The 21,889-nt window shown below is 75.5% G+C and carries 24 protein-coding genes; 13 read left to right on the top strand and 11 right to left on the bottom strand.

The features are described 5' to 3' along the window. Nucleotides 1-28: 28 nt before the first annotated feature. Nucleotides 29-1,045, bottom strand: a complete 1,017-nt coding sequence (locus tag QK440_RS13535; protein WP_282793323.1) for a DMT family transporter — start codon at nt 1,043-1,045, stop codon at nt 29-31. A gap of 75 nt (nt 1,046-1,120) precedes the next feature. Here QK440_RS13535 and QK440_RS13530 point away from each other — a divergent pair, with 75 nt between their 5' ends. Continuing rightward, nucleotides 1,121-2,023 carry a LysR family transcriptional regulator gene (locus QK440_RS13530; protein ID WP_282793322.1) on the top strand — a complete coding sequence of 301 codons (903 nt, stop codon included), beginning with the start codon at nt 1,121-1,123 and terminating at the stop codon, nt 2,021-2,023. Between the two features lie 246 nt (nt 2,024-2,269). Here the strand turns inward: QK440_RS13530 and QK440_RS13525 are convergent, their stop codons facing one another. After that, nucleotides 2,270-2,737 (bottom strand): pyridoxamine 5'-phosphate oxidase family protein, encoded by a 468-nt coding sequence (locus tag QK440_RS13525; RefSeq protein WP_282793321.1) that lies wholly within the window; start codon nt 2,735-2,737, stop codon nt 2,270-2,272. 146 nt (nt 2,738-2,883) lie between these two features. On the opposite strand from QK440_RS13525, the gene QK440_RS13520 reads away from it, so the two are divergent. Beyond that, nucleotides 2,884-3,534: a cysteine hydrolase gene (locus QK440_RS13520; protein ID WP_282793320.1), complete on the top strand. Its 651-nt coding sequence runs from the start codon at nt 2,884-2,886 to the stop codon at nt 3,532-3,534. Between the two features lie 34 nt (nt 3,535-3,568). On the opposite strand, the gene QK440_RS13515 is transcribed toward QK440_RS13520, so the two are convergent. Further along, nucleotides 3,569-4,045 carry a Rieske (2Fe-2S) protein gene (locus QK440_RS13515; RefSeq protein WP_282793319.1) on the bottom strand — a complete coding sequence of 159 codons (477 nt, stop codon included), beginning with the start codon at nt 4,043-4,045 and terminating at the stop codon, nt 3,569-3,571. Between the two features lie 116 nt (nt 4,046-4,161). Between QK440_RS13515 and QK440_RS13510 the strand changes: the two genes are divergently transcribed. The 7 genes from QK440_RS13510 to QK440_RS13480 all read left to right on the top strand — a co-directional run bounded on the left by QK440_RS13510 (nt 4,162) and on the right by QK440_RS13480 (nt 10,589). Then, complete coding sequence (locus tag QK440_RS13510) at nt 4,162-4,980, top strand: HipA family kinase (RefSeq protein WP_282793318.1); 819 nt, start codon at nt 4,162-4,164, stop codon at nt 4,978-4,980. Then, the gene (locus tag QK440_RS13505; protein WP_282793317.1) at nt 4,977-5,378 is read left to right on the top strand and encodes a DUF3037 domain-containing protein; all 402 of its coding nucleotides are present in this window, start codon (nt 4,977-4,979) and stop codon (nt 5,376-5,378) included. The genes QK440_RS13510 and QK440_RS13505 overlap by 4 nt, the downstream gene beginning before the upstream one ends. Nucleotides 5,379-5,635: 257 nt before the next feature. Further along, the gene (gene fabG / locus QK440_RS13500) at nt 5,636-6,397 is read left to right on the top strand and encodes a 3-oxoacyl-ACP reductase FabG (RefSeq protein ID WP_282793316.1); all 762 of its coding nucleotides are present in this window, start codon (nt 5,636-5,638) and stop codon (nt 6,395-6,397) included. Nucleotides 6,398-6,455: 58 nt separating this feature from the next. Beyond that, the gene (locus QK440_RS13495; protein WP_282793315.1) at nt 6,456-7,211 is read left to right on the top strand and encodes an SDR family oxidoreductase; all 756 of its coding nucleotides are present in this window, start codon (nt 6,456-6,458) and stop codon (nt 7,209-7,211) included. A 178-nt stretch (nt 7,212-7,389) separates the two neighbouring features. Beyond that, the gene (locus tag QK440_RS13490; RefSeq protein ID WP_282793314.1) at nt 7,390-8,976 is read left to right on the top strand and encodes an ABC transporter substrate-binding protein; all 1,587 of its coding nucleotides are present in this window, start codon (nt 7,390-7,392) and stop codon (nt 8,974-8,976) included. A gap of 210 nt (nt 8,977-9,186) precedes the next feature. After that, nucleotides 9,187-9,870: a uracil-DNA glycosylase gene (gene ung, locus QK440_RS13485; RefSeq protein ID WP_229925479.1), complete on the top strand. Its 684-nt coding sequence runs from the start codon at nt 9,187-9,189 to the stop codon at nt 9,868-9,870. Nucleotides 9,871-10,139: 269 nt separating this feature from the next. Then, on the top strand, nt 10,140-10,589 hold the full coding sequence (locus QK440_RS13480; RefSeq protein WP_282793347.1) for a hypothetical protein: 450 nt from the start codon (nt 10,140-10,142) through the stop codon (nt 10,587-10,589). Between the two features lie 177 nt (nt 10,590-10,766). Here the strand turns inward: QK440_RS13480 and QK440_RS13475 are convergent, their stop codons facing one another. Together QK440_RS13475 and QK440_RS13470 are read right to left on the bottom strand one after the other, a co-directional pair. Next, complete coding sequence (locus QK440_RS13475) at nt 10,767-11,279, bottom strand: hypothetical protein (RefSeq protein ID WP_282793313.1); 513 nt, start codon at nt 11,277-11,279, stop codon at nt 10,767-10,769. A 303-nt stretch (nt 11,280-11,582) separates the two neighbouring features. Beyond that, the gene (locus QK440_RS13470; protein WP_282793312.1) at nt 11,583-12,197 is read right to left on the bottom strand and encodes a TetR/AcrR family transcriptional regulator; all 615 of its coding nucleotides are present in this window, start codon (nt 12,195-12,197) and stop codon (nt 11,583-11,585) included. Nucleotides 12,198-12,292: 95 nt separating this feature from the next. Here QK440_RS13470 and QK440_RS13465 point away from each other — a divergent pair, with 95 nt between their 5' ends. Next, entirely contained in the window at nt 12,293-13,534 is a 1,242-nt protein-coding gene (locus QK440_RS13465) for an FAD-dependent oxidoreductase (protein WP_282793311.1), read from the top strand. 10 nt (nt 13,535-13,544) lie between these two features. Continuing rightward, nucleotides 13,545-14,450, top strand: a complete 906-nt coding sequence (locus tag QK440_RS13460) for a Gfo/Idh/MocA family oxidoreductase (protein WP_282793310.1) — start codon at nt 13,545-13,547, stop codon at nt 14,448-14,450. Here QK440_RS13460 and lnt read toward each other — a convergent pair. The 5 genes from lnt to QK440_RS13435 all read right to left on the bottom strand — a co-directional run bounded on the left by lnt (nt 14,374) and on the right by QK440_RS13435 (nt 19,367). Continuing rightward, entirely contained in the window at nt 14,374-16,008 is a 1,635-nt protein-coding gene (gene lnt / locus QK440_RS13455) for an apolipoprotein N-acyltransferase (RefSeq protein WP_282793309.1), read from the bottom strand. The two genes, QK440_RS13460 and lnt, sit on opposite strands and share 77 nt — an antisense overlap. A gap of 274 nt (nt 16,009-16,282) precedes the next feature. Further along, nucleotides 16,283-16,807, bottom strand: a complete 525-nt coding sequence (locus tag QK440_RS13450; RefSeq protein ID WP_282793308.1) for a nuclear transport factor 2 family protein — start codon at nt 16,805-16,807, stop codon at nt 16,283-16,285. A gap of 49 nt (nt 16,808-16,856) precedes the next feature. Then, nucleotides 16,857-17,036, bottom strand: coding sequence for a hypothetical protein (locus QK440_RS13445; RefSeq protein ID WP_282793307.1), 180 nt, complete (start codon nt 17,034-17,036; stop codon nt 16,857-16,859). A 95-nt stretch (nt 17,037-17,131) separates the two neighbouring features. Next, the gene (locus tag QK440_RS13440) at nt 17,132-17,731 is read right to left on the bottom strand and encodes a DUF2165 domain-containing protein (protein WP_282793306.1); all 600 of its coding nucleotides are present in this window, start codon (nt 17,729-17,731) and stop codon (nt 17,132-17,134) included. 103 nt (nt 17,732-17,834) lie between these two features. Next, nucleotides 17,835-19,367: an MFS transporter gene (locus tag QK440_RS13435; protein WP_282793305.1), complete on the bottom strand. Its 1,533-nt coding sequence runs from the start codon at nt 19,365-19,367 to the stop codon at nt 17,835-17,837. Nucleotides 19,368-19,557: 190 nt separating this feature from the next. Between QK440_RS13435 and QK440_RS13430 the strand changes: the two genes are divergently transcribed. After that, a complete protein-coding gene (locus QK440_RS13430; RefSeq protein ID WP_282793304.1) occupies nt 19,558-20,214 on the top strand; it encodes a TetR/AcrR family transcriptional regulator in 657 nt (218 codons plus the stop codon). On the opposite strand, the gene QK440_RS13425 is transcribed toward QK440_RS13430, so the two are convergent. Next, nucleotides 20,206-21,084 (bottom strand): LysR family transcriptional regulator, encoded by an 879-nt coding sequence (locus tag QK440_RS13425; RefSeq protein ID WP_282793303.1) that lies wholly within the window; start codon nt 21,082-21,084, stop codon nt 20,206-20,208. The genes QK440_RS13430 and QK440_RS13425 overlap by 9 nt on opposite strands. A gap of 191 nt (nt 21,085-21,275) precedes the next feature. On the opposite strand from QK440_RS13425, the gene QK440_RS13420 reads away from it, so the two are divergent. Further along, on the top strand, nt 21,276-21,875 hold the full coding sequence (locus tag QK440_RS13420; RefSeq protein WP_282793302.1) for a cupin domain-containing protein: 600 nt from the start codon (nt 21,276-21,278) through the stop codon (nt 21,873-21,875). The last annotated feature ends 14 nt before the right edge of the window (nt 21,876-21,889 follow it).

The following is a 21,889-nucleotide window of genomic DNA, read 5'->3' as shown; positions in this document are numbered from 1 at the left end:
TGCGGCCGGTGGTACGGCCGGGCAGGCGCTACGGCCGGGCGGTCCGCGTGCGCGGCCTGGACTGGGTGAGCGCGGCGCCCGCCAGGACGATCACGGCACCGACGGGGGTCGTCCAGGCCAGGGACTCGCCGAGCACGGCGACGCCCGCCGCCGTGGCGATGACCGGCGTGAAGTACGTGACCATCTGCGCCGTCGTCGGGCCGACCTCGGCGACGAGCTCGTACTGGACCAGGAAGGCCAGGCCGGTGCCGAGCGCGCCGAGGGCGACGACCGCCAGCAGCGGGACCACCGGGAAGTGGTCCGGCACCGAGGTGAACAGCGGTGTGACCACGGCCAGTTCGAGCGTGGCCACCGAGAGCTGGGCGCCGGTCAGGGCGAGGTTCGAGTGGCCGGAGCCGGCCAGCGTGCGGCGTACGTAGATCCAGCCGATCGGGTAGCACAGCGAGGCCAGCAGGGCCATGGCCGTGCCCCGGGCGTCCAGGCCGTTGAAGCCGTGCCAGGCGCCGAGGACCGTGAGTACGCCGAGGAAGCCGATGCCGAGCCCCGCGACCCGGCGCCGCGTCGGCCGGTCCTCGGAGAGCGCGACCAGGGACAGGGCCATGCCCCACAGCGGGGACGTCGCGTTGCATATCCCCGCGAGCGTGGAGGGGATCGTCAGCTCGGAGTACGCGAACAGCGAGAACGGCGCCGCGTTCAGGAGCAGCGCCGCCACCGACAGGTGCCCCCAGGTGCGCCAGGAGCGGGGCAGCCGCTCGCGCTTGGCGACCAGGACGGCCGCGACCACCAGCGTGCCGAAGAACAGCCGCCCGAAGGTGACCTGGAACGGGGCGTACCCCTCCGTGCCCACCTTGATGAAGAGGAAGCTGAAGCCCCAGACCAGGGACAGGAAGGCGAAGCGCAGCCGCCAGTCCCCCCGGCGGCGGCCGCCCTGGTGCGCCGGGGGCTCCCGCGGGTCGGCCGGGGAGCCCGTGGCGCCCGGAGCGGCCGGGGAGGCGGCAGCGGCGGGAGCGGGGGCCGTGGATCGTGGGGTGGGGGAGTGGCGCATGTACGCCACCATGGATCACCAGCACGTCTTAGTGCAAGTGAGTTTTCCTGCCGGATATCGCGTAGCATCGCTTACATGTTGAACCTGGAGCGCCTGCGGACGCTGGACGCGCTCGCGCGGCACGGCTCGGTGAGCGGTGCCGCCGCCGGGCTGCACGTCACGACGTCCGCCGTCTCGCAGCAGATGACGAAGCTGGAGCGGGAGGTGGGCCAGCAGCTCCTCGCGAAGAACGGCCGGGGCGTACGCCTCACCGACGCCGGGCGGCTGCTCGCCGACCACGCGGCGCGCATCCTCTCCCAGGTCGAGCTGGCCCAGTCCGACCTGGAGCGGCAGCGCGGCAAGGCGGTCGGCGAGCTGCGCATCTCCGCGTTCCCGACGGCGCTGCGCGGGCTGCTGCCCACGGCCCTGGCCTCGCTGCGGACCCACCACCCGGACCTGCGCGTGTCCGCCGTGGAGCTGGAGCCGCAGGCGGGCGTCCGGCAGGTGGTGCGCGGCGACCTGGACCTGGCGGTGGTCCTGGACTGGTACAACAAACCGCTGCCCATGCCCGACGGCCTGATGAAGGCCGCACTGCTCGACGACCCGGCCGATGTCGCGATGCCGGTGGACCACCCGCTGGCCGACCGCCCCGAGGTCGACCTGGAGGACTTCGCCGACGACGAGTGGATCACGTGGACCGAGGGCGAGTTCTGCCACGAGTGGCTGATGTTCACGCTGCGCGGCCAGGGCTTCGAGCCGCGCATCGCCCATCGCGCCGAGGAGCACCACACCCAGCTCGCCCTGGTCGCGGCCGGCTTCGGCGTGTGCGTGGTGCCCCGTCTCGGCCGCGACCCCATGCCGGCGGGCGTACGCACGGCGCCGGTGCGGCACCGGGTGCGGCGGCACGTGTACGTGGTCTGGCGCGCGGACGCCGACCGCCGTCCGTCGATCAGGGCGGCGGTGGAGGCGCTGCGGGCGGCGGGGGCGGAGGCGGCCTGACGGGAAGGGCTGCGCCACGGCTCACGCTCTCGCGAGGGCCCTGGCTTCGCGCTGTCGGAAGGGCCCTCACGCCTGCCGCGGCTTGCGCTCTGGCAAGGGTCGTCACACCTGCCCCGGCTCGCGCTCTCGCAAGGGTCGTCACACCTGCCCCGGTTTCCCCTCACGGAGAACCTGTCACGCCTGCCCCGGCTCGCGCTCTCGCAAGGGTCGTCACACCTGCCCCGGTCTCCCCTCACGGAGAAGCCGTCACACCTGCCCCAGCTTCCGGAAGTCCCAGGAGGCCACCGCGTCCGGTGTGAGTCGCAGCCACGCGTGCCTGCCGTCGTGCACCATCTCCTCCACGCCGAAGTTCTTGCGGGCGAACAGCCGCTCCGGCGCGTCGAGTTCCGGGCACGGCGCGCCGGTGCGCGGCGTCTCGCCCACGCACACGACGGTGCCGGTCAGCTCCACGCCGCGCAGCTCGCCGTACGTCTCCCCGGCGTCGACGACCACGGCGACGCGCGGGTCGCGCCGGAGGTCGGCCCAGCGCCTGCTGCGGGTGAGCGAGTACAGCCACAGGGACGCGCCGTGCCACACGAACCACAGCGGGCTCGCGTGCGGCGCGCCGTCGGCGGACACCGTCGCGACCCGGCAGGTCCGCTCGGCGGTCAGGAAGGCGTCCAGCTCGTCCGGCGTCATCATGATCCGGCGGCCGCGGCGCTGCGTGCGGGCCATGCGTCGTCTCCTCGCCCGGGCGCGCGGCCGTGCGCGGACGCGGCGGCACCCGTAGTTGACTCTGCGTCAGACGAGCATGCGGTGTCTTCCGCCCCGGCGCAATGCCGGTTAGCCTCCCGCGCACCGCGAGCCGAGGGGGACGGACCATGCCGTCGTACGAAGAGCTCAGCCGTCTGCTCGACCCGGCCACCACGGCCCTGCTGACGGTCGAGTGCCAGCAGGGCGTCGTCGGCAGGGAGAGCGCTCTGCCCGAACTCGCCGAGGAGGCGCGGGCGTCGGGGGCGCTGGCCAACGTCGCGCGGCTGGTGGCCGCCGCCCACGCCGCGGGCGTCCAAGTGCTGCACGCCGTCGCCGAGCGGCGCCCCGACGGGCGCGGCGCGAACCGCAACGCGCCCCTGTTCCAGGCCGTCGGGAAGCTGCCCGTGCGGCAGGTGTCCGGGACGTCGGCCGTGCGGATCGCGCCGCCGATCGAGGTCGCCGACGAGGACTTCGTCGTCCGCCGGCTGCACGGCCTCTCGCCGCTCGCGGGCACCGGCGTGGACGCGCTGCTGCGCAACACCGGCTGCCGCACGCTCGTGGTGACCGGCGTCTCGGCCAACGTGGCCGTCCCGAACGCCGTCTTCGACGCCGTGAACCTCGGCTACACCGCCGTCGTGCCGGCGGACGCCATCGCGGGGCTCCCCTCCACGTACACCCCCGCGATGGTCCGCCACACCCTCGCCCTGGTCGCGACCGTGACCTCGGCGAAGGAGGTCCTCGCCGTGTGGCGGCGGCCGCGGCGCCCCGCGCCCGCCTGACGGCTCCGGCGCCGGCACGCCCGGCCGCGGCGGGTCAGGCGAGCCTGATCGCGTCGCCCTCCACCCGGATGCGGGCGGCGGGCAGCGGGCTGGTCGCCGGGCTCTGCCGCACGCTGCCGTCGGCGATGTCGAACTTGCTGCCGTGGCAGGCGCAGTTGACGGTGCCGCCCTCGACGTTCGTGACCGGGCACCCCTTGTGGGTGCAGCGGTTCGAGAACGCCTTGAACGTGCCCTTCTCCGGCTGCGTGACCACCACTCCCTCGTCCTTGAAGACCTTGCCGCCGCCGACGGGGATGTCCGCCGTCCTGGCCAGCGCCGCCCCGGCCGCGCCGCCTTCCTCCGGCGCCGTGTCCCGCTCCTCGCCCGCCGGTGCGGAGGAGCCCTTGTCGTCGTCCGAGCCGCAGCCGGTGAGCGCGGCGGCGAGGCCCCCCGCGCCGACGGCGGCGACGACGGTGCGGCGGGTGAGGCGGTGGCCCGTGGGCAGGGGGGAGGTGTCCCTCGAAGCTGTCATGCCGGGGGATACGGACGGCGGCCCCGATGTGTTCACGCCTTCAAGCATTCCGGGGGCGCGCCCGCGAGGCCCGGGCACCCGCCCGCGGCCTCCGCCCCCGCAAGTAACCTGGGGCGATGCTCACCGAAGTCACCGCCGTCCGCTACGTCACGCCGCTGCGTGAGGGCGGCTCGCTGCCCGGGCTCGTGGAGGCCGTCGACGACGGGGCGCCCGGGTCCTCCGGGGCGGCCGCGTCGACCGGGTCCGCGGCGTCCCCCGCGCCGTACGTCCTGAAGTTCACCGGCGCGGGCCAGGGCCGCAAGACGCTCGTCGCCGAAGTGGTCTGCGGCGGCCTCGCGCGCCGGCTCGGGCTGCGCGTGCCGGGGCTCGTCGGCGTCCGGCTGGATCCGGTGCTCGGCCTGGGTGAGCCGGACCCGGAGGTGCAGCAACTGCTCAAGTCCAGCGGCGGGCTGAACCTCGGCATGGAGTTCCTCTCGGGCGCCCTCGGCTTCGACCCGCTGGCCTTCGCGGTGGACCCGCTGGAGGCCGGACGCGTGGTGTGGTTCGACGCGCTCGTGAACAACGTGGACCGCTCCTGGCGCAACCCGAACCTCCTGATGTGGCACGGCGACCTGTGGCTCATCGACCACGGCGCGACCATGATCTGGCACCACAACTGGCCCACCGCCCCGGCCGCCTCCGTTCGGGGCTACGACGCCTCCGACCACGCCCTCGCCGGGTACCGCCCGGACGTCGCCGCGGCCGCCGCCGAGCTCGCGCCGCTGGTCACCGCGGACCTCCTGGCCGAGGTCACCGCCGACGTGCCCGACGCCTGGCTGGCGGACGAGCCGGGCTTCGACGACGCGGACGCCGTCCGGCGGGCCTACGCCGAGGCGCTGCTGCCGCGCGCGCGGAGCATCCACGAACGCATCACCCTGGAAGGCGCCACCCCGTGACCGAGCCGAACCAGGTCCCCGCGCGGGACGTCTACGAGTACGCGCTGCTGCGCGTCGTGCCACGCGTGGAGCGGGGCGAGCAGTTCAACGCGGGGGTCGTCGTGTACTGCCGCGCCCGGTCCTTCGTGGCCGCCCGCACCCACCTGGACGAGGCCAAGCTCCGCGCCCTTGACCCCGCCGCCGACGTGGCGGGCGTACGGGCGGCGCTGCGGGCCGTGGAGGGCGTCTGCGCGGGCGGTGCCGCCGCGGGCCAGGCCGCGCGGGACGACGCCGGGCGCCGCTTCCGCTGGCTGATCGCGCCGCGCTCCGCCGTCGTGCAGCCGGGGCCCGTGCACACGGGGCTGACCACCGACCCCCAGGCCGAGGTGGAGCGCCTCGTCGAGCTCCTGGTGCGCTGAGGTCCGGACGTCCGGGCCCCGATTCCCGCGCCGGCCGCCCGGCGCCCGGGCCCCGGTCTCTCCTGGCCTGCCGACCGCCGATCGCCCGGTTTCCGCCCCTCCGGCGGGCTGACCGGCGACCGCCCTGCACCCGATCCCCAGGATGCCGTTGACACCGGGTGCCATGGCTTCTAGCGTCTCGTCTGCTGAAGGTACTAAGCGGTCGCTCACCTGGGGGCGCGCCGCGGAGCCGCACACCGAGGGCGAGGAGAGCCAGCATGTCCACCACTGAGCAGCGTGTCGCGGTCGTGACCGGAGCGGCGCGAGGCATCGGCGCCGCCACCGCGGTCCGCCTCGCCGCCGAGGGCCGCGCCGTCGCCGTGATCGACCTCGACGAGACCGCGTGCAAGGAGACCGTGGAGAAGATCACCGCGGCGGGCGGCAAGGCCCTCGCCGTCGGCTGCGACGTCTCCGACGAGGACCAGGTCGAGGCCGCCGTCACCCGGATCGCCCAGGAGCTCGGCGCGCCGACGATCCTGGTGAACAACGCGGGCGTGCTGCGGGACAACCTCCTGTTCAAGATGAGCGCGGCCGACTGGGACACGGTCATGAACGTGCACCTGCGCGGCGCCTTCCTGATGTCGCGGGCCTGCCAGAAGCACATGGTGGACGCGGGCTTCGGCCGCATCGTGAACCTCTCCAGCTCCTCCGCCCTCGGCAACCGCGGCCAGGCCAACTACGCGGCCGCCAAGGCGGGCATGCAGGGCTTCACCAAGACCCTCGCCAAGGAGCTGGGCAAGTTCGGCATCACCGCCAACTCGGTCGCGCCCGGTTTCATCGCGACGGAGATGACCAAGGCCACCGCCGACCGCGTCGGCATGGGCTTCGAGGACTTCAAGGCCGCCGCCGCCACCCAGATCCCCGTCCAGCGCGTCGGCGAGCCGGAGGACATCGCCAACGCCATCGCCTTCTTCACCGGCGACGCGGCGGGCTTCGTCTCCGGCCAGGTCCTGTACGTGGCCGGCGGCCCGCTCGACTAGCGCCTCCCGGCACCCCCAGGCACCCTCCCGCTTCTCGAAGCAAAGGACAGCACAGACCATGGCAGTGCAGGACAGCGGCAAGGCGGCGCTCGTCACCGGGGCGAGCCGCGGCATCGGCTACGGCATCGCGGAGGCGCTCGTCGCCCGCGGCGACCGCGTGTGCATCACCGGCCGCAACGAGGACGCGCTCAAGGAGGCCGTCGAGAAGCTCGGCTCCGACCGCGTCATCGGCGTCGCGGGCAAGGCCCACGACGAGGCGCACCAGGCGATCGCCGTCGAGCGCGCCATGGAGGCCTTCGGCCGCGTCGACTTCCTGGTCAACAACGCCGGGACGAACCCCGTGTTCGGGCCGATGGCCGACCTCGACCTCAACGTGGCGCGCAAGGTCTTCGAGACGAACGTGATCTCGGCGCTCGGCTTCGCGCAGCGCACCTGGAAGGCCTGGCAGTCCGAGCACGGCGGCGCGATCGTGAACATCGCCTCGATCGCGGGCGTGTCCGCGTCGCCGTTCGTCGGCGCGTACGGCATGAGCAAGGCCGCCATGGTCAACCTGACGCTCCAGCTCGCGCACGAGTTCGCCCCCACGGTCCGGGTCAACGCCATCGCGCCCGCCGTGGTGAAGACCAGGTTCGCGAAGGCGCTCTACGAGGGCCGCGAGGAGGAGGTCACCTCGGCGTACCCGCTGGGGCGGCTCGGCGTGCCGTCCGACGTCGGTGGCGCGGCCGCCTTCCTCACCTCGGAGCAGTCCGACTGGATCACCGGCCAGACGCTGGTCGTGGACGGCGGCATCTTCCTCAACGCCGGGGTGGGCTGACCGGCGCCGTCCGCCGCCGGGGCGGGCGGGCCGCTCCGTCCGGTCGCCCGCCACGGCCGGGCGAAGGTCCGTACCAAGGGTGAGCTGCGAAAAGTCCCGTCCGCCAACAGGGTTGGCCGGACGGGGCCTTGCGGTATGGTCTGCCGACCCATGGCACGGCGGATCGAGGAGCGCGTACGTGTTCACCAGAGGTCAGCTTCGATGTCTGCGCCCCGTCGCGGCGACGGTGTCGATATCCCTGCTCGCCGGGTGCGGGCTGCTGTCGTCCGGGGGCGCGGACGACGAGGACGCCATCACCGTCGGCACCACGAGCGCGCCGACGACGCTCGACCCCGCGGCGTCCTGGGACGGCTCCTGGGAGCTGTACCGGAACGTCTTCCAGACGCTCCTGAGCTTCCCCTCCGGCGCCACCGAGCCGCAGCCCGAGGCGGCCAGATCGTGCGAGTTCACCGACGGCTCCAGCACGGTGTACACGTGTACGCTCCGCGCGGGCCTGACGTTCTCCAACGGCGACCCGCTGGACGCCGAGGCCGTGAAGCACTCCGTCGACCGGATCCGGCGCATCGACGTCGAGGGCGGCCCGGCCGGACTGCTCGGCTCGCTGGACTCCGTCTCCACCGAGGGCGACCGCACGGTCGTGTTCAAGCTGCGCAAGCCGGACGCCACCTTCCCGTTCGTGCTCGCCACGCCCGCGCTGTCCCTCGTGGCCCCCGCCGACTACCCGGCCGACCGGCTCCGCGAGGGCGACGGGGTCACCGGCTCCGGTCCGTACACGCTGGCCTCGTACCGCTCCGGCGAGCAGGCGGAACTGGTCCGCAACGACGACTACGAGGGCGGCGCCGACCGCAAGAACGACGCCGTGACCATCCGCTACTTCGACGACTCCGAGGCCATGGTCGAGGCGCTGCGCGACAAGGAGCTCGACGTCACCTTCCGCGGCATCGCCGCCGAGGACGTCGTGGCGCAGCAGGGCGCGGACAAGGAGGGCCACCTCCGGCTCGTCGAGGGCGCCGGCGCCGAGATCCGCTACCTGGTGTTCAACCCCAAGGACCCCTGGGCGCGCAAGCCCGCCGTACGCAAGGCGGTCGCGCAGACCGTGGACCGCGCGGCGATCGCGCACAAGGTGTACAAGGACACGGTCGAGCCGCTGTACTCCATGGTGCCGCGCGGGGTCACCGGCCACACCACGGGCTTCTTCGACACCTACGGCGAGCCGAGCCCGGCCAAGGCCCGGCGGATCCTCGCGGCCGCGGGCATCACCGGACGGGTGCCGCTCACCCTGTGGTACACCACCGACCGCTACGGTTCCGTGACCGCGGCGGAGTTCGCCGAGCTGGAGCGGCAGTTGGAGGCCTCGGGCCTGTTCGAGATCAAGATCCAGGGCCGTCCCTGGAAGGCGTTCGAGAAGGGCTACAAGGACGGCGAGTACCCGGTCTTCGGGCGTGGCTGGTTCCCGGACTTCCCGGACGCGGAGAACTTCATCGCACCCTTCGTGGGCGAGCGCAACGTGCTCAACACGCCCTACCGGACACCGGGGATCACCGACGGGGTGCTGCCGCGGTCGCGGCGCGCGGCCGACCGGGGGGAGGTCGTCGACGAGTTCGAGGAGGCGCAGCGCATCCTCGTCGACGACGCCCGGCTGCTGCCGCTGTGGCAGGGCAAGCAGTACATCATGGCCAGCGAGGAGATCGCGGGCGGGGAGCGGGCCCTCGACCCCTCGGCGATCATGATGATGTGGGAGCTGAGCCGGAAGACGAGCTGGTAGCTCGCGGGCGGTGGGACTGCGGTGGGGCTGCGGCGGGACTGCGGTGGGACTGTGGCGAGGGCGGCGACCGCCGCCCGGGGACCGGTTGTCAGTGGCCGCCGGTAGGTTCTGTGGAGACGACAGTCCGCACGGAAGAGCCGGAGAGCCGAAGAGCCGGCGGCCGGTGCCGGGCTGTGCCGAAGAACGGACCGTACACCGGAGGTTGTTGACGTGACCGACATCGCCATGCTGCCCGCGTCCTGGCGCGGAGTCCTCGGCGAGGAGCTCCAGAAGCCCTACTTCAAGGAGCTCGTCGACTTCGTCGAGGAGGAGCGGGCGAAGGGGCCGGTGTACCCGCCGCGCGAGGAGGTGTTCGCGGCCCTGGAGGCGACGCCGTACGACGAGGTCAAGGTGCTCGTCCTCGGCCAGGACCCGTACCACGGCGAGGGCCAGGGGCACGGCCTGTGCTTCTCGGTCCGCCCGGGCGTCAGGACCCCGCCCTCCTTGCGGAACATCTACAAGGAGATGCGGGAGGAGCTCGGCCTGCCCGTCCCGGACAACGGCTATCTGATGCCCTGGGCCCGCCAGGGCGTCCTGCTCCTGAACGCCGTCCTGACGGTCCGCGCGGGCGAGGCGAACTCCCACAAGAACAAGGGCTGGGAGAAGTTCACGGACGCCGTGATCCGGGCCGTGGCCGACCGCCCCGACCCCGCTGTCTTCGTCCTGTGGGGGAACTACGCGCAGAAGAAGCTGCCCCTGATCGACGAGGAGCGGCACGTCGTGGTGAAGGGCGCGCACCCCTCCCCGCTGTCCGCCCGGAGGTTCTTCGGCTCCCGCCCGTTCACGCAGATCAACGAGGCGGTCGCGGCCCAGGGGCACGCGCCGATCGACTGGCGCATCCCGGACCTGGGCTGATCCGCGGGCCGGGGCGGCGGGGGTCACCGGCCTGGCGCAGCGGCGGGCCCGGGCCGCCCGCGTCGCACCGTGCCTGACCGCGATTGTCAGTGCCGGCCGCTAGCGTCGGCACCGTCGGACGACCTGACGCCTTGACGGCCGGGCGGGCGGACGACGGGACGACGGACGGCAGCGGCCGGCGGCACAGGACCGGCGGCGGACGGTGGACGGTGGAGGGCGGCGCGGTGGTGGAGCGGCAGGAACGGACGGCGGACGGCGAGGACGTCGTGATGACCCGGATCGGGCAGGCGGTCATGCTCCAGCACGCCGGGGACCGCGAGGAGGCGCGGAGCCGCTTCCTCGCGCTCTGGTCGGAGATCGGCGAGGACGGCGACGCCCTGCACCGCTGCACCCTGGCGCACTACATGGCGGACACGCAGGACGACCCGGCGGACGAACTGGCCTGGGACCTGCGGGCGTTGTCGGCCGCGCAGGAGCTGACCGACGACCGGGTGGGCGCCCACCACCACTCGCTCGCCGTTCGCGGGTTCTACCCCTCGCTGCACCTGAACCTGGCGGCGGACTATGTGAAGCTCGCCCGCCCCGAGGCGGCCCGCAGCCATCTGCGCCTCGCGCGCGGCGCGGTGGGCGCCCTCGGCGACGACAGCTACGGCGACGGCATCCGCGCGGCGCTGGACCGCCTGGAGACGCAGGTGGGGGAAGGGGCGGCGGAGGAGTGACGGCCACCGCGCCGGGCCGGGGTGCGTCCGGGCCGGGCGCGGGGTGTCGCCTCCCCGGGGCCGGGTGTGCTTTCCGGCCCCGGGCACGGCCGCGCCCGCCGCCCCGGGCTCGGCCCCGCCTTCCTGGCCGGGCCCGGCCGCCGTTCCCCCGGCCGTCGTCAATCCCCCTCGATCCCCTCAATCCCCGTAGACCTCGCGGCAGATGACCGCCTCCGGGCTGTCCGGCCGCCAGCGTCCGAACCGCTCGCCGAGGGCGCAGATGTCCGTCTCGCCCCGGGCCTGCGCCGGTGGCCGGGACGGCTTCTCGGGCCGGCGGGGCGGGCGCTGCCGGGGCTCGGGCCGAGGGGGCTTCGGGGGCCGGTCGACGCGTACGGGGGCGTCGGCCGGGGCGGCCGTCGGGGGCGGGTCCGGCGGCGCGGGGGCGGCCGGAGCGGGAGCCGTGCCGATCGTGGCGGCCCGGGCGGGGACGGCGGGCGGCGCTCCGGCGCGTTGCAGCCGGTCGTGCCCGGGAGCCTGGGTGGGCTCCGGGACCGGCGGCGGTCGGTCCCCGGCGCCGGCCGAGCGTTCCGGCGAGCCGGTGGGGGCGGCGCCCCCGGGACCGGCGGACGTCCGGTCCACACCGACGCAGCCGGAGACGGCCGTGACGGTCACGGAGACGAGCAGGGCCATGGTGGTCGTCGAACGCCGCACCCGCCCCACAGTGCAGCCCGCGGGGGTGCCCGGCCCGCCGAAGAGGGTGGATGCCCCCGCACGGGGGACGGGGCGAACCTCTGGTCGGCGGGGGTGACCACCGGCCCCCGGCCGAGGGTGCGAGCCTCCGCCCCACCCCGCGCCCCGGTCACCGGCCCCCGGCCGAGGGTGCGAGCCTCCGCCCCACTCCGGGGCCGCGGGCACCCCGGGCCCCTGGCCACTCTGGGCCCCTGGCCACCCCGGCCCCTGGCGACCGCGGCCCCTGGCCACCCCGGCCCCCGGCCACCCCGGCCCCCCGCCCCCTCACCCGTCCAGCAACCCCCCCAGCAACTCCGCCAACCCCGCCCGCAGTTCCCCCCGTGTCGGGGGCTCCGTGCTGTAGGAGCCGGCCACGCAGGCGAAGAGCATGCCGTCGCACCAGGCCACCAGGGACAGCGTGTGGCGCTCCGGGTCCGTGGAGCCCGCCGCGCGGAGGAGGCCGCGGAGCAGGTCGCGGAACCGGGCGCCGGTCGCGTCGTAGTACGCCCGCAGCTCCGGGCGGCGCGTCGCCTCCAGGGCCAGCTCGTACCGGGACACGAGCAGCGCGCGGTGCGCCTCGCCGGTGAGGAAGCGGTGCAGGGTCAGGGCCAGGCCGTCGACCAGGGACGCGCGGTCGCCCGCCGGGTCCGGGAGCTCGTCCGGGGCGAGGACGGCCGCCTCGCGCTCGGCCTGGCGCCGTACGGCCGCCTCCAGGAGCGCGAGCCGCGTACGGGCGTGGTTCGACGTGGAGCCGGTGGGCAGGCCCGCGGCCTCGTCGACGGCCCGGTGCGTGAGGCCGCGCATGCCGCGCTCGGCGAGCAGGGCGAGCGCGGTGTCGGCGATCAGTTCGGCGCGGGACGCGCCGCGGACGGGTGCGGTCCCCGGGGTGCGTGCGGACATGGGGCCAGCCTACCGGCGCCACTACAGCTGTAGTACGGTCTGTTTCCGTCGGCACTACAGCCGTAGTGGCCGGGGTGTGCGACCGAGGAGGAGCCATGTCCCGAGCAGCCAAGCCCCGCGAGCCCCGCGCCGTCGTCGTCGGCGGCGGCATCGGCGGGCTCACCACCGCCCTCGCCCTGCGCCGGTCCGGCTGGCGGGTCACCGTCCTGGAGCGCGCCGCCTCCCTGGAGCCCGTGGGCTCCGGCATCGCCCTGGCCCCGAACGCCCAGCGCGCCCTGGACGTCCTCGGCCTGGGCGACGGCGTCCGCGAGCTGGCCGCCTGGCAGGGCGGGGCCGGCCTGCGCGCGCCGAACGGCCGCTGGCTGGTGCGTACCACCTCCGCCGCCACCGCGCGGAGGTTCGGCGGCGCGCTGGTGCTGCTGCACCGCGCCACCCTCGTCGACCTGCTCGTCGGCGCGCTGCCCGGCGACTGCCTGCGCACCGGCGCCGCCGCCCGGCTCACCGACGCGGGCGGCCCGGACCGCCCCGCCGTCGTGACCACCGCCGACGGCGACGACCTGGAGGCGGACCTCGTCGTCGGGGCCGACGGAATCAACTCCGCCGTGCGCGCGACGCTGTTCCCGGAGCACCCCGGGCCCGTCTACACCGGGTTCACCGCCTGGCGGCTCATCGTGCCCGCGTCCGGGCGGTCCTTCGAGCCGCACGAGACCTGGGGGCGCGGCGGCCTGTGGGGCACGCAGCCGCTGAAGGACGGCAGGGTCTACGCGTACGCCACCGCGCTCGTGCCCCCGGGCACCCGCGCGCCCGACGACGAGAAGGCCGAGCTGACGCGCCGCTTCGCCGCCTGGCACGACCCGATCCCGGAGATCGTCGCCGCCGCGCGCCCCGAGGACGTGCTGCGCAACGACGTCTGGCACATGGCCACGCCGCTCGCCGCCCACCACCGCGGCCGCGTCGCGCTGGTCGGCGACGCGGCGCACGCCATGGCGCCGACGCTCGGGCAGGGCGGCAACCAGGCCATCGAGGACGGCGTCGTCCTCGGCCACCACGCCCGCCCCGGCGGCGACCTCTTCGCGGGCCTCGCCGCCCACAGCGCCGCGCGCGTGCCCCGCACGACGGCCGTCGTGCGGCGGGCCGCCCGCACGGCCCGCCTCAACCACCTCTCCAGCGGCGCGCTCGTCGCCGCCCGCGACACCGCCCTGCGGGCGCTCTCCCTGCTCGGCCCGAACCTGATCACGCGGGGGTTCGCCTCGATCGCCGACTGGCGCCCACCGACGGACCCGTATGCTGCCGGGACGGACGCCGGTGCGCACCCGCGCCCACCGGCACGACGGTAGGGAGACAGTGGTGAAGGTCGGCTGCATCGGACTCGGCGACATCGCGCGGAAGGCGTACCTGCCGGTGCTCACCACGCAGCCGGACGTCGAGCTGCACCTGCAGACGCGGACGCCCGCCACCCTGGAGCGGACCGCGGAGACGTACCACGTCCCGGCCGCACGCCGCCACGCCGACCTGGAGTCGCTGCTCGCCCAGGGCCTCGACGCCGCCTTCGTGCACGCGCCGACCAGCGCCCACCCGGAGATCGTCGGGCGCCTCCTGGAGGCGGGCGTGGCCACGTACGTCGACAAGCCGATCGCGTACGAACTCGCGGACTCCCAGCGGCTCGTGGCGCTCGCCGAGGAGCGCGGGGTGAGCCTCGCCGTCGGCTTCAACCGCCGCTACGCGCCCGGCTACGCCCAGTGCGCCGAGCACCCGCGCGAGCTGATCCTGATGCAGAAGAACCGCGTGGGCCTTCCCGAGGATCCGCGCACGATGATCCTCGACGACTTCGTGCACGTCGTGGACACGCTGCGGTTCCTCGTGCCCGGCGCGGTGGACCACGTGAGCGTGCGCGGCCGGGTCGCGGACGGCCTCCTGGAGCACGTCGTGCTCCAGCTCGCGGGCGACGGGTTCACCGCGATCGGCGTGATGAACCGCCTCAGCGGCTCCACGGAGGAGATCCTGGAGGTCTCCGGCCAGGACACCAAGCGGCAGGTCCTCAACCTCGCCGAGGTCGTCGACCACAAGGGCCAGCCCACGGTGCGGCGGCGCGGCGACTGGGTGCCGGTGGTGCGGCAGCGCGGCATCGAGCAGGTGGTGCTCGCCTTCCTCGACGCCGTGCGCGCGGGCAAGGTGCTCAGCGCGCGGGACGCGCTGGCGACCCATGAGCTGTGCGAGCGGGTGGTACGCGCGGTCCTCGACCAGGCCGCCTGAGCGCCCGCGCCCCCTCGGCGGCGGCGAGCGCGGCGAGGACGGCCAACGCCGCGTACACCGGCCAGTCGCCGAGCCGTACGTACGGCGTCGTGCCCGTGGCCAGCGGAATCTCGTACTCCGCGGTGTCCGACGCGGAGGTGGGCAGCGGCCGGCCGACGCGCTCGCCGCCCGGGCCGTGGACGGCGGAGACGCCGGTGAGCGTCGCGTGCACCATGGGGCGGCCGGTCTCGGCGGCCCGCACCGCCGCGAGCGAGGCGTGCTGCTCGGGCGCCCAACTGCCCTGGAACGTCGACGTGGCGGACTGCGCGAGCAGCACCTGCGCGCCCTCGCGGACCAGGTGCCTGCTCATGTCGGGGAACGCCGACTCGAAGCACACCAGGGGCCCCACGCGCACCCCGCCCGTCAGGTCCATCACGACGGGGCGCTCCCCGCGCCTGCGGTCCTCGCCTGCGGCCTTGCCCACCGACGTGGCCCAGCCGAGCAGGGCGCGCGCCGGGACGTACTCGCCGAAGGGCACGAGCCGCATCTTGTCGTAGCGGTCGCCCGTCGGGCCGTCCGGGCCGACGCGTACGGAACTCTTGTAGATGCCGGGCCGGTCGGAGCGGCGCGCGTCCACGTTCACCAGGACGTCGGCGCCCACCAGGCGGGACAGCGCGGCGAGCCGCCGCGCCAGGTCGGGCCGGTCGGCCAGGTCGTGCCCGACGCTGCTCTCGCCCCACACGACGAGGTCGAGGTCGCGGCCCGCGAGGGTCCGCGTCAGCTCCTCCTCGCGGTCGAAGCGCCGGTCGGGGGCGTCGGCGCCGTCCAGGACGCCGGGCTGGACGACGGCCACGCGGACGCTGCCCGTGGTCTCGGGGCGCGGGGACCAGGCCCAGGCGGTGGTGGCCGCGGCGGCCGCGGCGACGAGCCCGGCGACGGCGGGGACGCGCGCCGACCGCCAGGCGACGAGCACCGCGACGCCCGTGTTCACACCGACGACGAGCGCGCTGACCAGCCAGACGCCGCCCACCGACATGAGCCGCAGCGCGGGCTCCACCTGCCACTGGCTGGAGCCGAGCAGCCCCCACGGCCCGCCCAGGCCCTCCCAGGACCGCACCAGTTCGACCGTCAGCCAGGCCGACGGCAGCACGAACAGCGCCGCCACCGCGCGCCCGGGGGAGGGGGCGCCGCCCAGGAGGCGGTGCGTGAGCCAGCCCCACGGAGCCCACAGCAGGCCGAGGAGCGCGGCGATGACGAGCGTGAACACGTGCAGGCTCGGCAGCAGCCAGTGGTGCACGGCCAGCATGAAGCCGAGCCCGCCGAGCCAGCCGTCGCGCGCGGCCCCGCGCCCCGACCCCGCCGAGCGGACGAGCAGGATCCACGGCACGAGCGCGACGTACGCGCACCACCACCACGACGGCTCCGGGAAGGCGAGCGCGGGCAGGGCGCCGCAGAGCACGGCCAGGGCGCCGCGCTGCCGGGGGGAGGCCAGGGCGGTCTCCAGGCGCGGGCGCCAGGCCGGAGGGCGGTGCGCCGGCGGGGCCCACCGGTGTGACCGCTTGCCGCCGAGTACGTCCATGCAGCGTGCCTCCTCGCCCCCGGCTCGGCCTCAGGCCCGGTCGTGCTCCAGTGTGCGCGCCGGTCGCGATCTAGGACAGGGGGCGGCGCCGCCGGGTCACCGGACCGGACGGACGCGCTCCGGGCACGGTGACCGCTCCCGCCCGGCCGTACGCGGAGCGCGGCCGTCCCTGCCCGCCGTCGACCGGCCCGGCCTGCGGCCGCACGGCCTCGCCCGCCACTGTCCGGCCCGTCCGGCCCCGCCCGTCACCGTCCGGTCCCGCCCGTCGTCCGGATCAGCTCCGCCCGGGTGGGGCGTCCGTCCGCCGCGCGGCCAGACCGCCGGGCCGGTCGGCGGTGTGCGTGCTGCGCCACTTCTCCCGTACGACCACCTCGCACAGCCGCCAGCCGCTCTGCGTCCGCAGGGCGGCGAACTCGTAGCGGCCGCCGCAGGTGAGGTCGGGCGCGGTGCCGGGGGCGCCGTCCGCTTCGGTGGCGAAGCGCATGGGGTTCACATAGTCGGCGCGTACGCGCGCGGTGTCGCCGACGTCCTGTTCGCGGACGTCGAAGCGGACCCTGCGGTTGACGATGAGGTGCTGGCGCATCGCGACGGCACGCATCGTCTGTGCGAGCCACGCCGACACCTCGGCGGCGGTGCCTTCGATGCCGCCCGCCGACCGGTAGTCGGCGCGCCCGTCGGGCGTGAACAGCCCTGGGTAGGCGTCCCAGTCGCCGTCGTCGACGGTGCCGGCGTAGTCCGTGATGAGGGTGTCGATGGCCAACCGGTCGAGCACGGCCGCGAGTTCCACACGCTGCGTCATCGGCACAGTCTTGGGCACCGGGCGGGCGCAGCCAAGAGGGAGTGCCGCGCTACGCGGCCTGGACGACCTCCGCCCGGACCGCCGCCGCCCACTCGGTCACCAACTGCTCGTACTCCCTGCGCTGTTCGGCGGAGAGGCGGCCGCCGGCGCGCAGCCACAGGCCTCGTATCCGCTCGTTCAGCTCGGCAGACGACCGTGTGGAACCATGGGGTTGGGGGATTAAGGGCATGACCTCAGCCTAGGGGATGGCCCCGACAATCGGAACTGTCGGTTACCACACACCGGTGGCGCGTGATCACGCGGGGGCGGCTCCGGCTCGCGGCCTCAGGCGTCCGCCTCCCCGCTCCGCGCGGTGACCCCGCCGCCGGACGTCCGTCCGGCGGCGGGGAGGTGGACCACCAGCAGCGCGATCCCGCACAGGGTGACCACGCGGGTGGCCGCGTCGAGGCCGTTCCAGTCCTCGGACTGCCACATCGCGAACCACTCGCCGCCGATGCCGATGAAGCCGCCGCCGAACAGCAGCACCAGCATCAGCAGGCCGACGGTGCTCAGCCGCCGGGCCCTGCCGAACCCGCCGGCGCGCCCGCGCAGCGCCGCGACCCACAGGGCGGTCCCGGCGATCAGGACCAGCGCGGCGAGCGTCTCCCAGGCGATGATCGCGACGTACGCGGCGTCCTGGAGGGCGCGGGACTCGACGGCGCGCCACATCAGGTTCTCGTCCTTGAAGGTCGTGTCCATCGCCAGGACGTGCCGGACGAACTGCCGGTTGGTGTCGAAGTCGGTGAGGTTGCCGAACGCGACGAGCGCGATGTAGAGCGCGACGACACCGGTGAGCACGGCCGCAGCGACGGCCGGTGCCCCCAGGGCGAGCCCCGCGGACCTCGTTCTGCTGGTCGTCCCGCGTTCGTCCGCGCCCTTCGGCATGTCCCGTCCCCTTCGTCACGTGCCTGTCCGCCGGGCGCGGACGGCTGAAGATCCCATGGTGGCAGCACCGGAACGGTCCGGTGACGGCTGTGGGCGACCCGGGTCAGGGACGGCCGGCGGGCCTGATGCGGTGGGCCGCGAGGACCCCCGCCGCGGCCAGCGCGGCGGTGAGCGCGAACGTGGCCGACAGGGCGACCGTCACCGTCGAGCCGTACGCCGACGCCAGCGAGACGGCGGCGCCGCCGAGGCCGCTGAGGACGGCGACGGCCAGGGTCTGGGCGAGCTGCATGGCGCCGCCGGCCTCGCCCTGCCGGTCCGCGGGGGCCTGCTCCATGGCGTCGGTGGTGGCGGCGTTGAAGGCCACACCCATGCCCGCGCCGCCGATCGCCCACCCGGCCACGGCGGTCAGGGCCGGTACCGCGTCGACGAGGACGCCGAGCGCCATCACCGCGATGCCCACGAGCAGCACCGCGCACCCGGCCGCGATCGGCACGGCCCGCGACCGCCCGCTCCACCGGCTGTCGGCCCGGCCCTGCCAGGCGGCCCCGAGCACCCAGGTGATCGCGCCCGCCGACAGACCGAGGCCGGCCTGCGAGGCGCTCAGGTCCCGCAGCTGGACCAGGCCGAGCGGCAGGAACGCCTCGCTGCCGAAGTACGCGCCGCACAGCAGGAAGCGCAGCACCACCCCCGTCGGTACGCCCCGCCGGGCGACGAGCGTGCCGGGCGGCGTGACGGAGCGCAGCGCGAGGACCGCCACGGCACCGCCCACGACGACGAGCGGGACGAGCAGGGCCGGCCGGCGCACCTGGAGCCCGGCGAGCAGGACGCCCGTGCCCGCCGCGAGCAGGACGCTCCGCGCGACCGGACCGGCCCACCAGCTCACCGGCGGAAGGGCGGCGCCGGACGGGGCAGCGGGTGCCGAGGGGCCGGAGGCCTCAGCGTGGTGGAGGCGGCGCAGCGGGGGCAGCGCCAGCGTGGCGGCGATCGCGATCAGGGGCAGCAGCAGGACGAACACCCCGCGCCAGGACACGTGGTCGGCGATCACGGCGGCGACCGTCGGACCGATGAGGGACGGCACGGTCCAGCCGCCGGCGACCAGGGCGAACATGCGCGCCCGCAGGTGCTGCGGGTAGGCCAGGCCGATGACGGCGTAGGCGAGCGCCATCACCGCCCCGACGCCGAGCCCCTGGAGGAAGCGGCCGGCCAGGAAGGCGGGCCAGTTCGGCGCGGCCCCCGCGAGGGCGCAGCCCGCCGCGAACACCACCAGGCCCACGGCGAGCGGCCGGGCCGGGCCGTGCCGGTCGGCGTCACGGCCCGCGGCCACGGTGCCGATGAGGTTGGCGAGCATCAGGGCGGACAGCCCCCAGCCGTACGCGTGCAGGCCGCCCAGCCGCCCCGCGATCTCCGGGAGCACCGTGGCGACCCCCATCGACTCGAACGCCACCAGCCCGACGGACAGCACGATGCCCCAGGTCAGGGCGGCGTAGGGAGCGCGGAAGGCGCTCTCGGCGGCCGGGCTCGGCGGAGGAGGGCCGCCGGGCGCGGGCGGCTGGGGGGCGTCGACCGTGGCCGGGGCGGCGCTCGGGCCGGACGCGGACGCCGCCCCGGGCGCCGGTGCGGAGGCGGACGCGGGCACGGGTGCCGCCGCGGGTGCGGAGGCTGACGCGGGTGCGGGTGCGGGTGCGGGTGCGGGTGCGGACTCGGCGCGGGCGCCGGGGGCGGTCGCTTTCCCTGCGGGCGGCTCTGACGGCAAGGCCGGCCCTCCTTTGCGTTTTACGTTTCGATCCGGAACGGAACGAAAGCACATGCTACCTATACTGGACCCCATGGCAACCCCGGATTCCGCAGCCCCGCCCGCCCGTTCGGCGGGACGCCCGCGTGACGCCCGGCTCGACGAGGCCATCGTCCGGGCGACGCTGGAACTCCTGGAGGAGTCGGGCTATCCGCACCTGACGCTCGAGGGCGTGGCCCGGCGCGCGGGCACCACGAAACCGGCCATCCGCCGCCGCTGGCCGTCCCGGCAGCACCTCGTGATCGCCGCGCTCGCCGAGACCATGGGCACCGCGCCCACCCCGGACACCGGCTGCACCCACTGCGACCTCATCCTGGGCATCGACACCCTCAGCCAGGCCTTCGGCGGCACGCTCGGGCGCCGGACCCTGCCCGCCCTGGTGGCCGAGCTCGCCGACGACCCCGAGCTGGACCGCGTCTTCACCGAGACGGTCTTCCGGCCCCGCAGGGCCACGACGGAGGCCGCGCTGCGCCGGGGCATCGAGCGCGGCGACATCCGGCCGGACGCCGACCTGGACCTGCTCCTGGACATGCTCGGTGCCACCACGTACCACCGCGTGCTCTTCGGCCACCTGCCGGTCGCGGACACGCTCGCGCACGACGTGGTGATGACGGTGATGGGGGGCGCGGCGACACCGCGCTGGCGCGGCCACTACCAGCGCCACCACGAGGGCGCGGAGGCCTCAGTCTGACGCCGCAGGGTCCGCCAGCACCGCCAGCAGGGGGCGCAGCGCCGGACCCGGGACCCCCGGGAGCACCGCGAGGTACGTCGTCAAGGCCGGGGCGGCGAGCGGCCGCACCGCCACCCGCGGGAACGACGGCACCCCCGCCACCTCGTAGAAGACCGTCCACGACGGGGGGCCCGCGCCGATCCCGGCCAGGGTCTCCTGGAGCGTGGTGAACGGCGGCCCGTACGGCGGTTCGGCCCCGGCCGCCCGCAGCGCGCCGATCACCAGGTCGTGAAAGGGCGGGTTGTCCCCGCGCGGAGCGAGCCGCAGCGGCAGGTCCGCGAGGTCGCCGAGGCGCAGCGACGGCGCGCCCGCGAGGCGGTGGCCCGCGGGCAGCGCCACGTACAGCGGGTCGCGCCACACCGGCAGGAGTTCGAGCCCCGGCGCGCGCGGCGCCGCCCGCACCAGCGCCGCGTCCAGTTCCCCGGAGCGCACCGCCGCGAGCCGTTCGGCGAGCCCCAGGCGGCGCGGCCGGACGCGGAGCCCGGGTGCCGCCGCCGCGAGGTCCGCGAGCAGCCGGGGCAGGCGGTCGCCGGGGCCCTGCACGGTGCCCAGGCGCAGCACGCCGTCGCCCGCCGCCAGGTCGGCCGCGACCCGCCGGGTCCGCCGTGCCGCGGCGAGCACCGCGCGCGCCTCGGGCAGCAGGCGCTCGCCCGCGCCGGTGAGCTCGACGTGCCGCGTGGTGCGCCGGAACAGCGCCACGCCCAGCTCGCGCTCCAGGCGGCGCACCTGCTGGCTCACCGCCGACTGGACGATGCCGAGGCGTTCGGCGGCCCGGCTGAAACCGCCCTCGTCGGCGACCGCCGCGAAGTACTCCAACTGCCGCAGTTCCACCGGCCCGCCGCCCCCTCCGCCGCGCCGGTCACACCCCTGGCGCTCTCCGTGCGGGGCGCGCCCCGCACACCCGCATTCATCTCGATCCGTGATCTCTGCGGGTGACAACTGCTGCTGGTACGCGCCCTGTTCCCCGGGTCGAATGGGTTCCGCGAGCCGCGCCGCGGCCCGCCCGACCCGAGGAGCCCTGGATGAGCCGGTACGCACACGCCCCTGACCACCCGGAAGCGAGCAGCCGCGCGGCCGCGAGCGGTGCCTCCCGCACGCCCGTGCCCGGCGCGCTGGTGGTGCCGCCCGGCACGGCCGAGCACGTGCCGCTGCCCCACGGCGGCGGCTTCGACCTGCTCGTCGACGCGACGGCGACCGGGGGCGCCCTGGGAGCCAACCGGCTCACCCTCGGCGAAGGGGCGGACGGCGCCGGCCCGCACCACCACGCCCGGTCGACGGAGCTGTTCCACGTCCTCGACGGCACGGTGGACTTCTTCCTGGACGGCGAACTCGTCACCGTGGGGCGGGGCGGCCTGGTCGTGGTGGAACCGGGGACGCCGCACGCCTTCGGCGCCGCCGCCGGGGACACCGCCGACCTGCTGGTGGTCCTCACGCCCGGCGTCGACCGCTTCGACTACTTCCGGACGTTGGGGCGCGTCCAGCACGGCCTCGACTCCTTCGACAGCCTCCTGCCGCAGCAGGACCGCTACGACGTGCACTTCCTCGACGCCGCCGACTGGCGGGCGGCCCGGGCCGCCGCCTCCGGGGGAGTACAACGCGCCAAAGCCCGCCGGACGCCCTGACGGCGGTGGTGACC

This window comes from Streptomyces sp. CC224B (assembly GCF_030010595.1).
Taxonomy (GTDB): domain Bacteria; phylum Actinomycetota; class Actinomycetes; order Streptomycetales; family Streptomycetaceae; genus Streptomyces; species Streptomyces longispororuber.
This window is presented reverse-complemented; position numbering and strand designations above follow the sequence as displayed.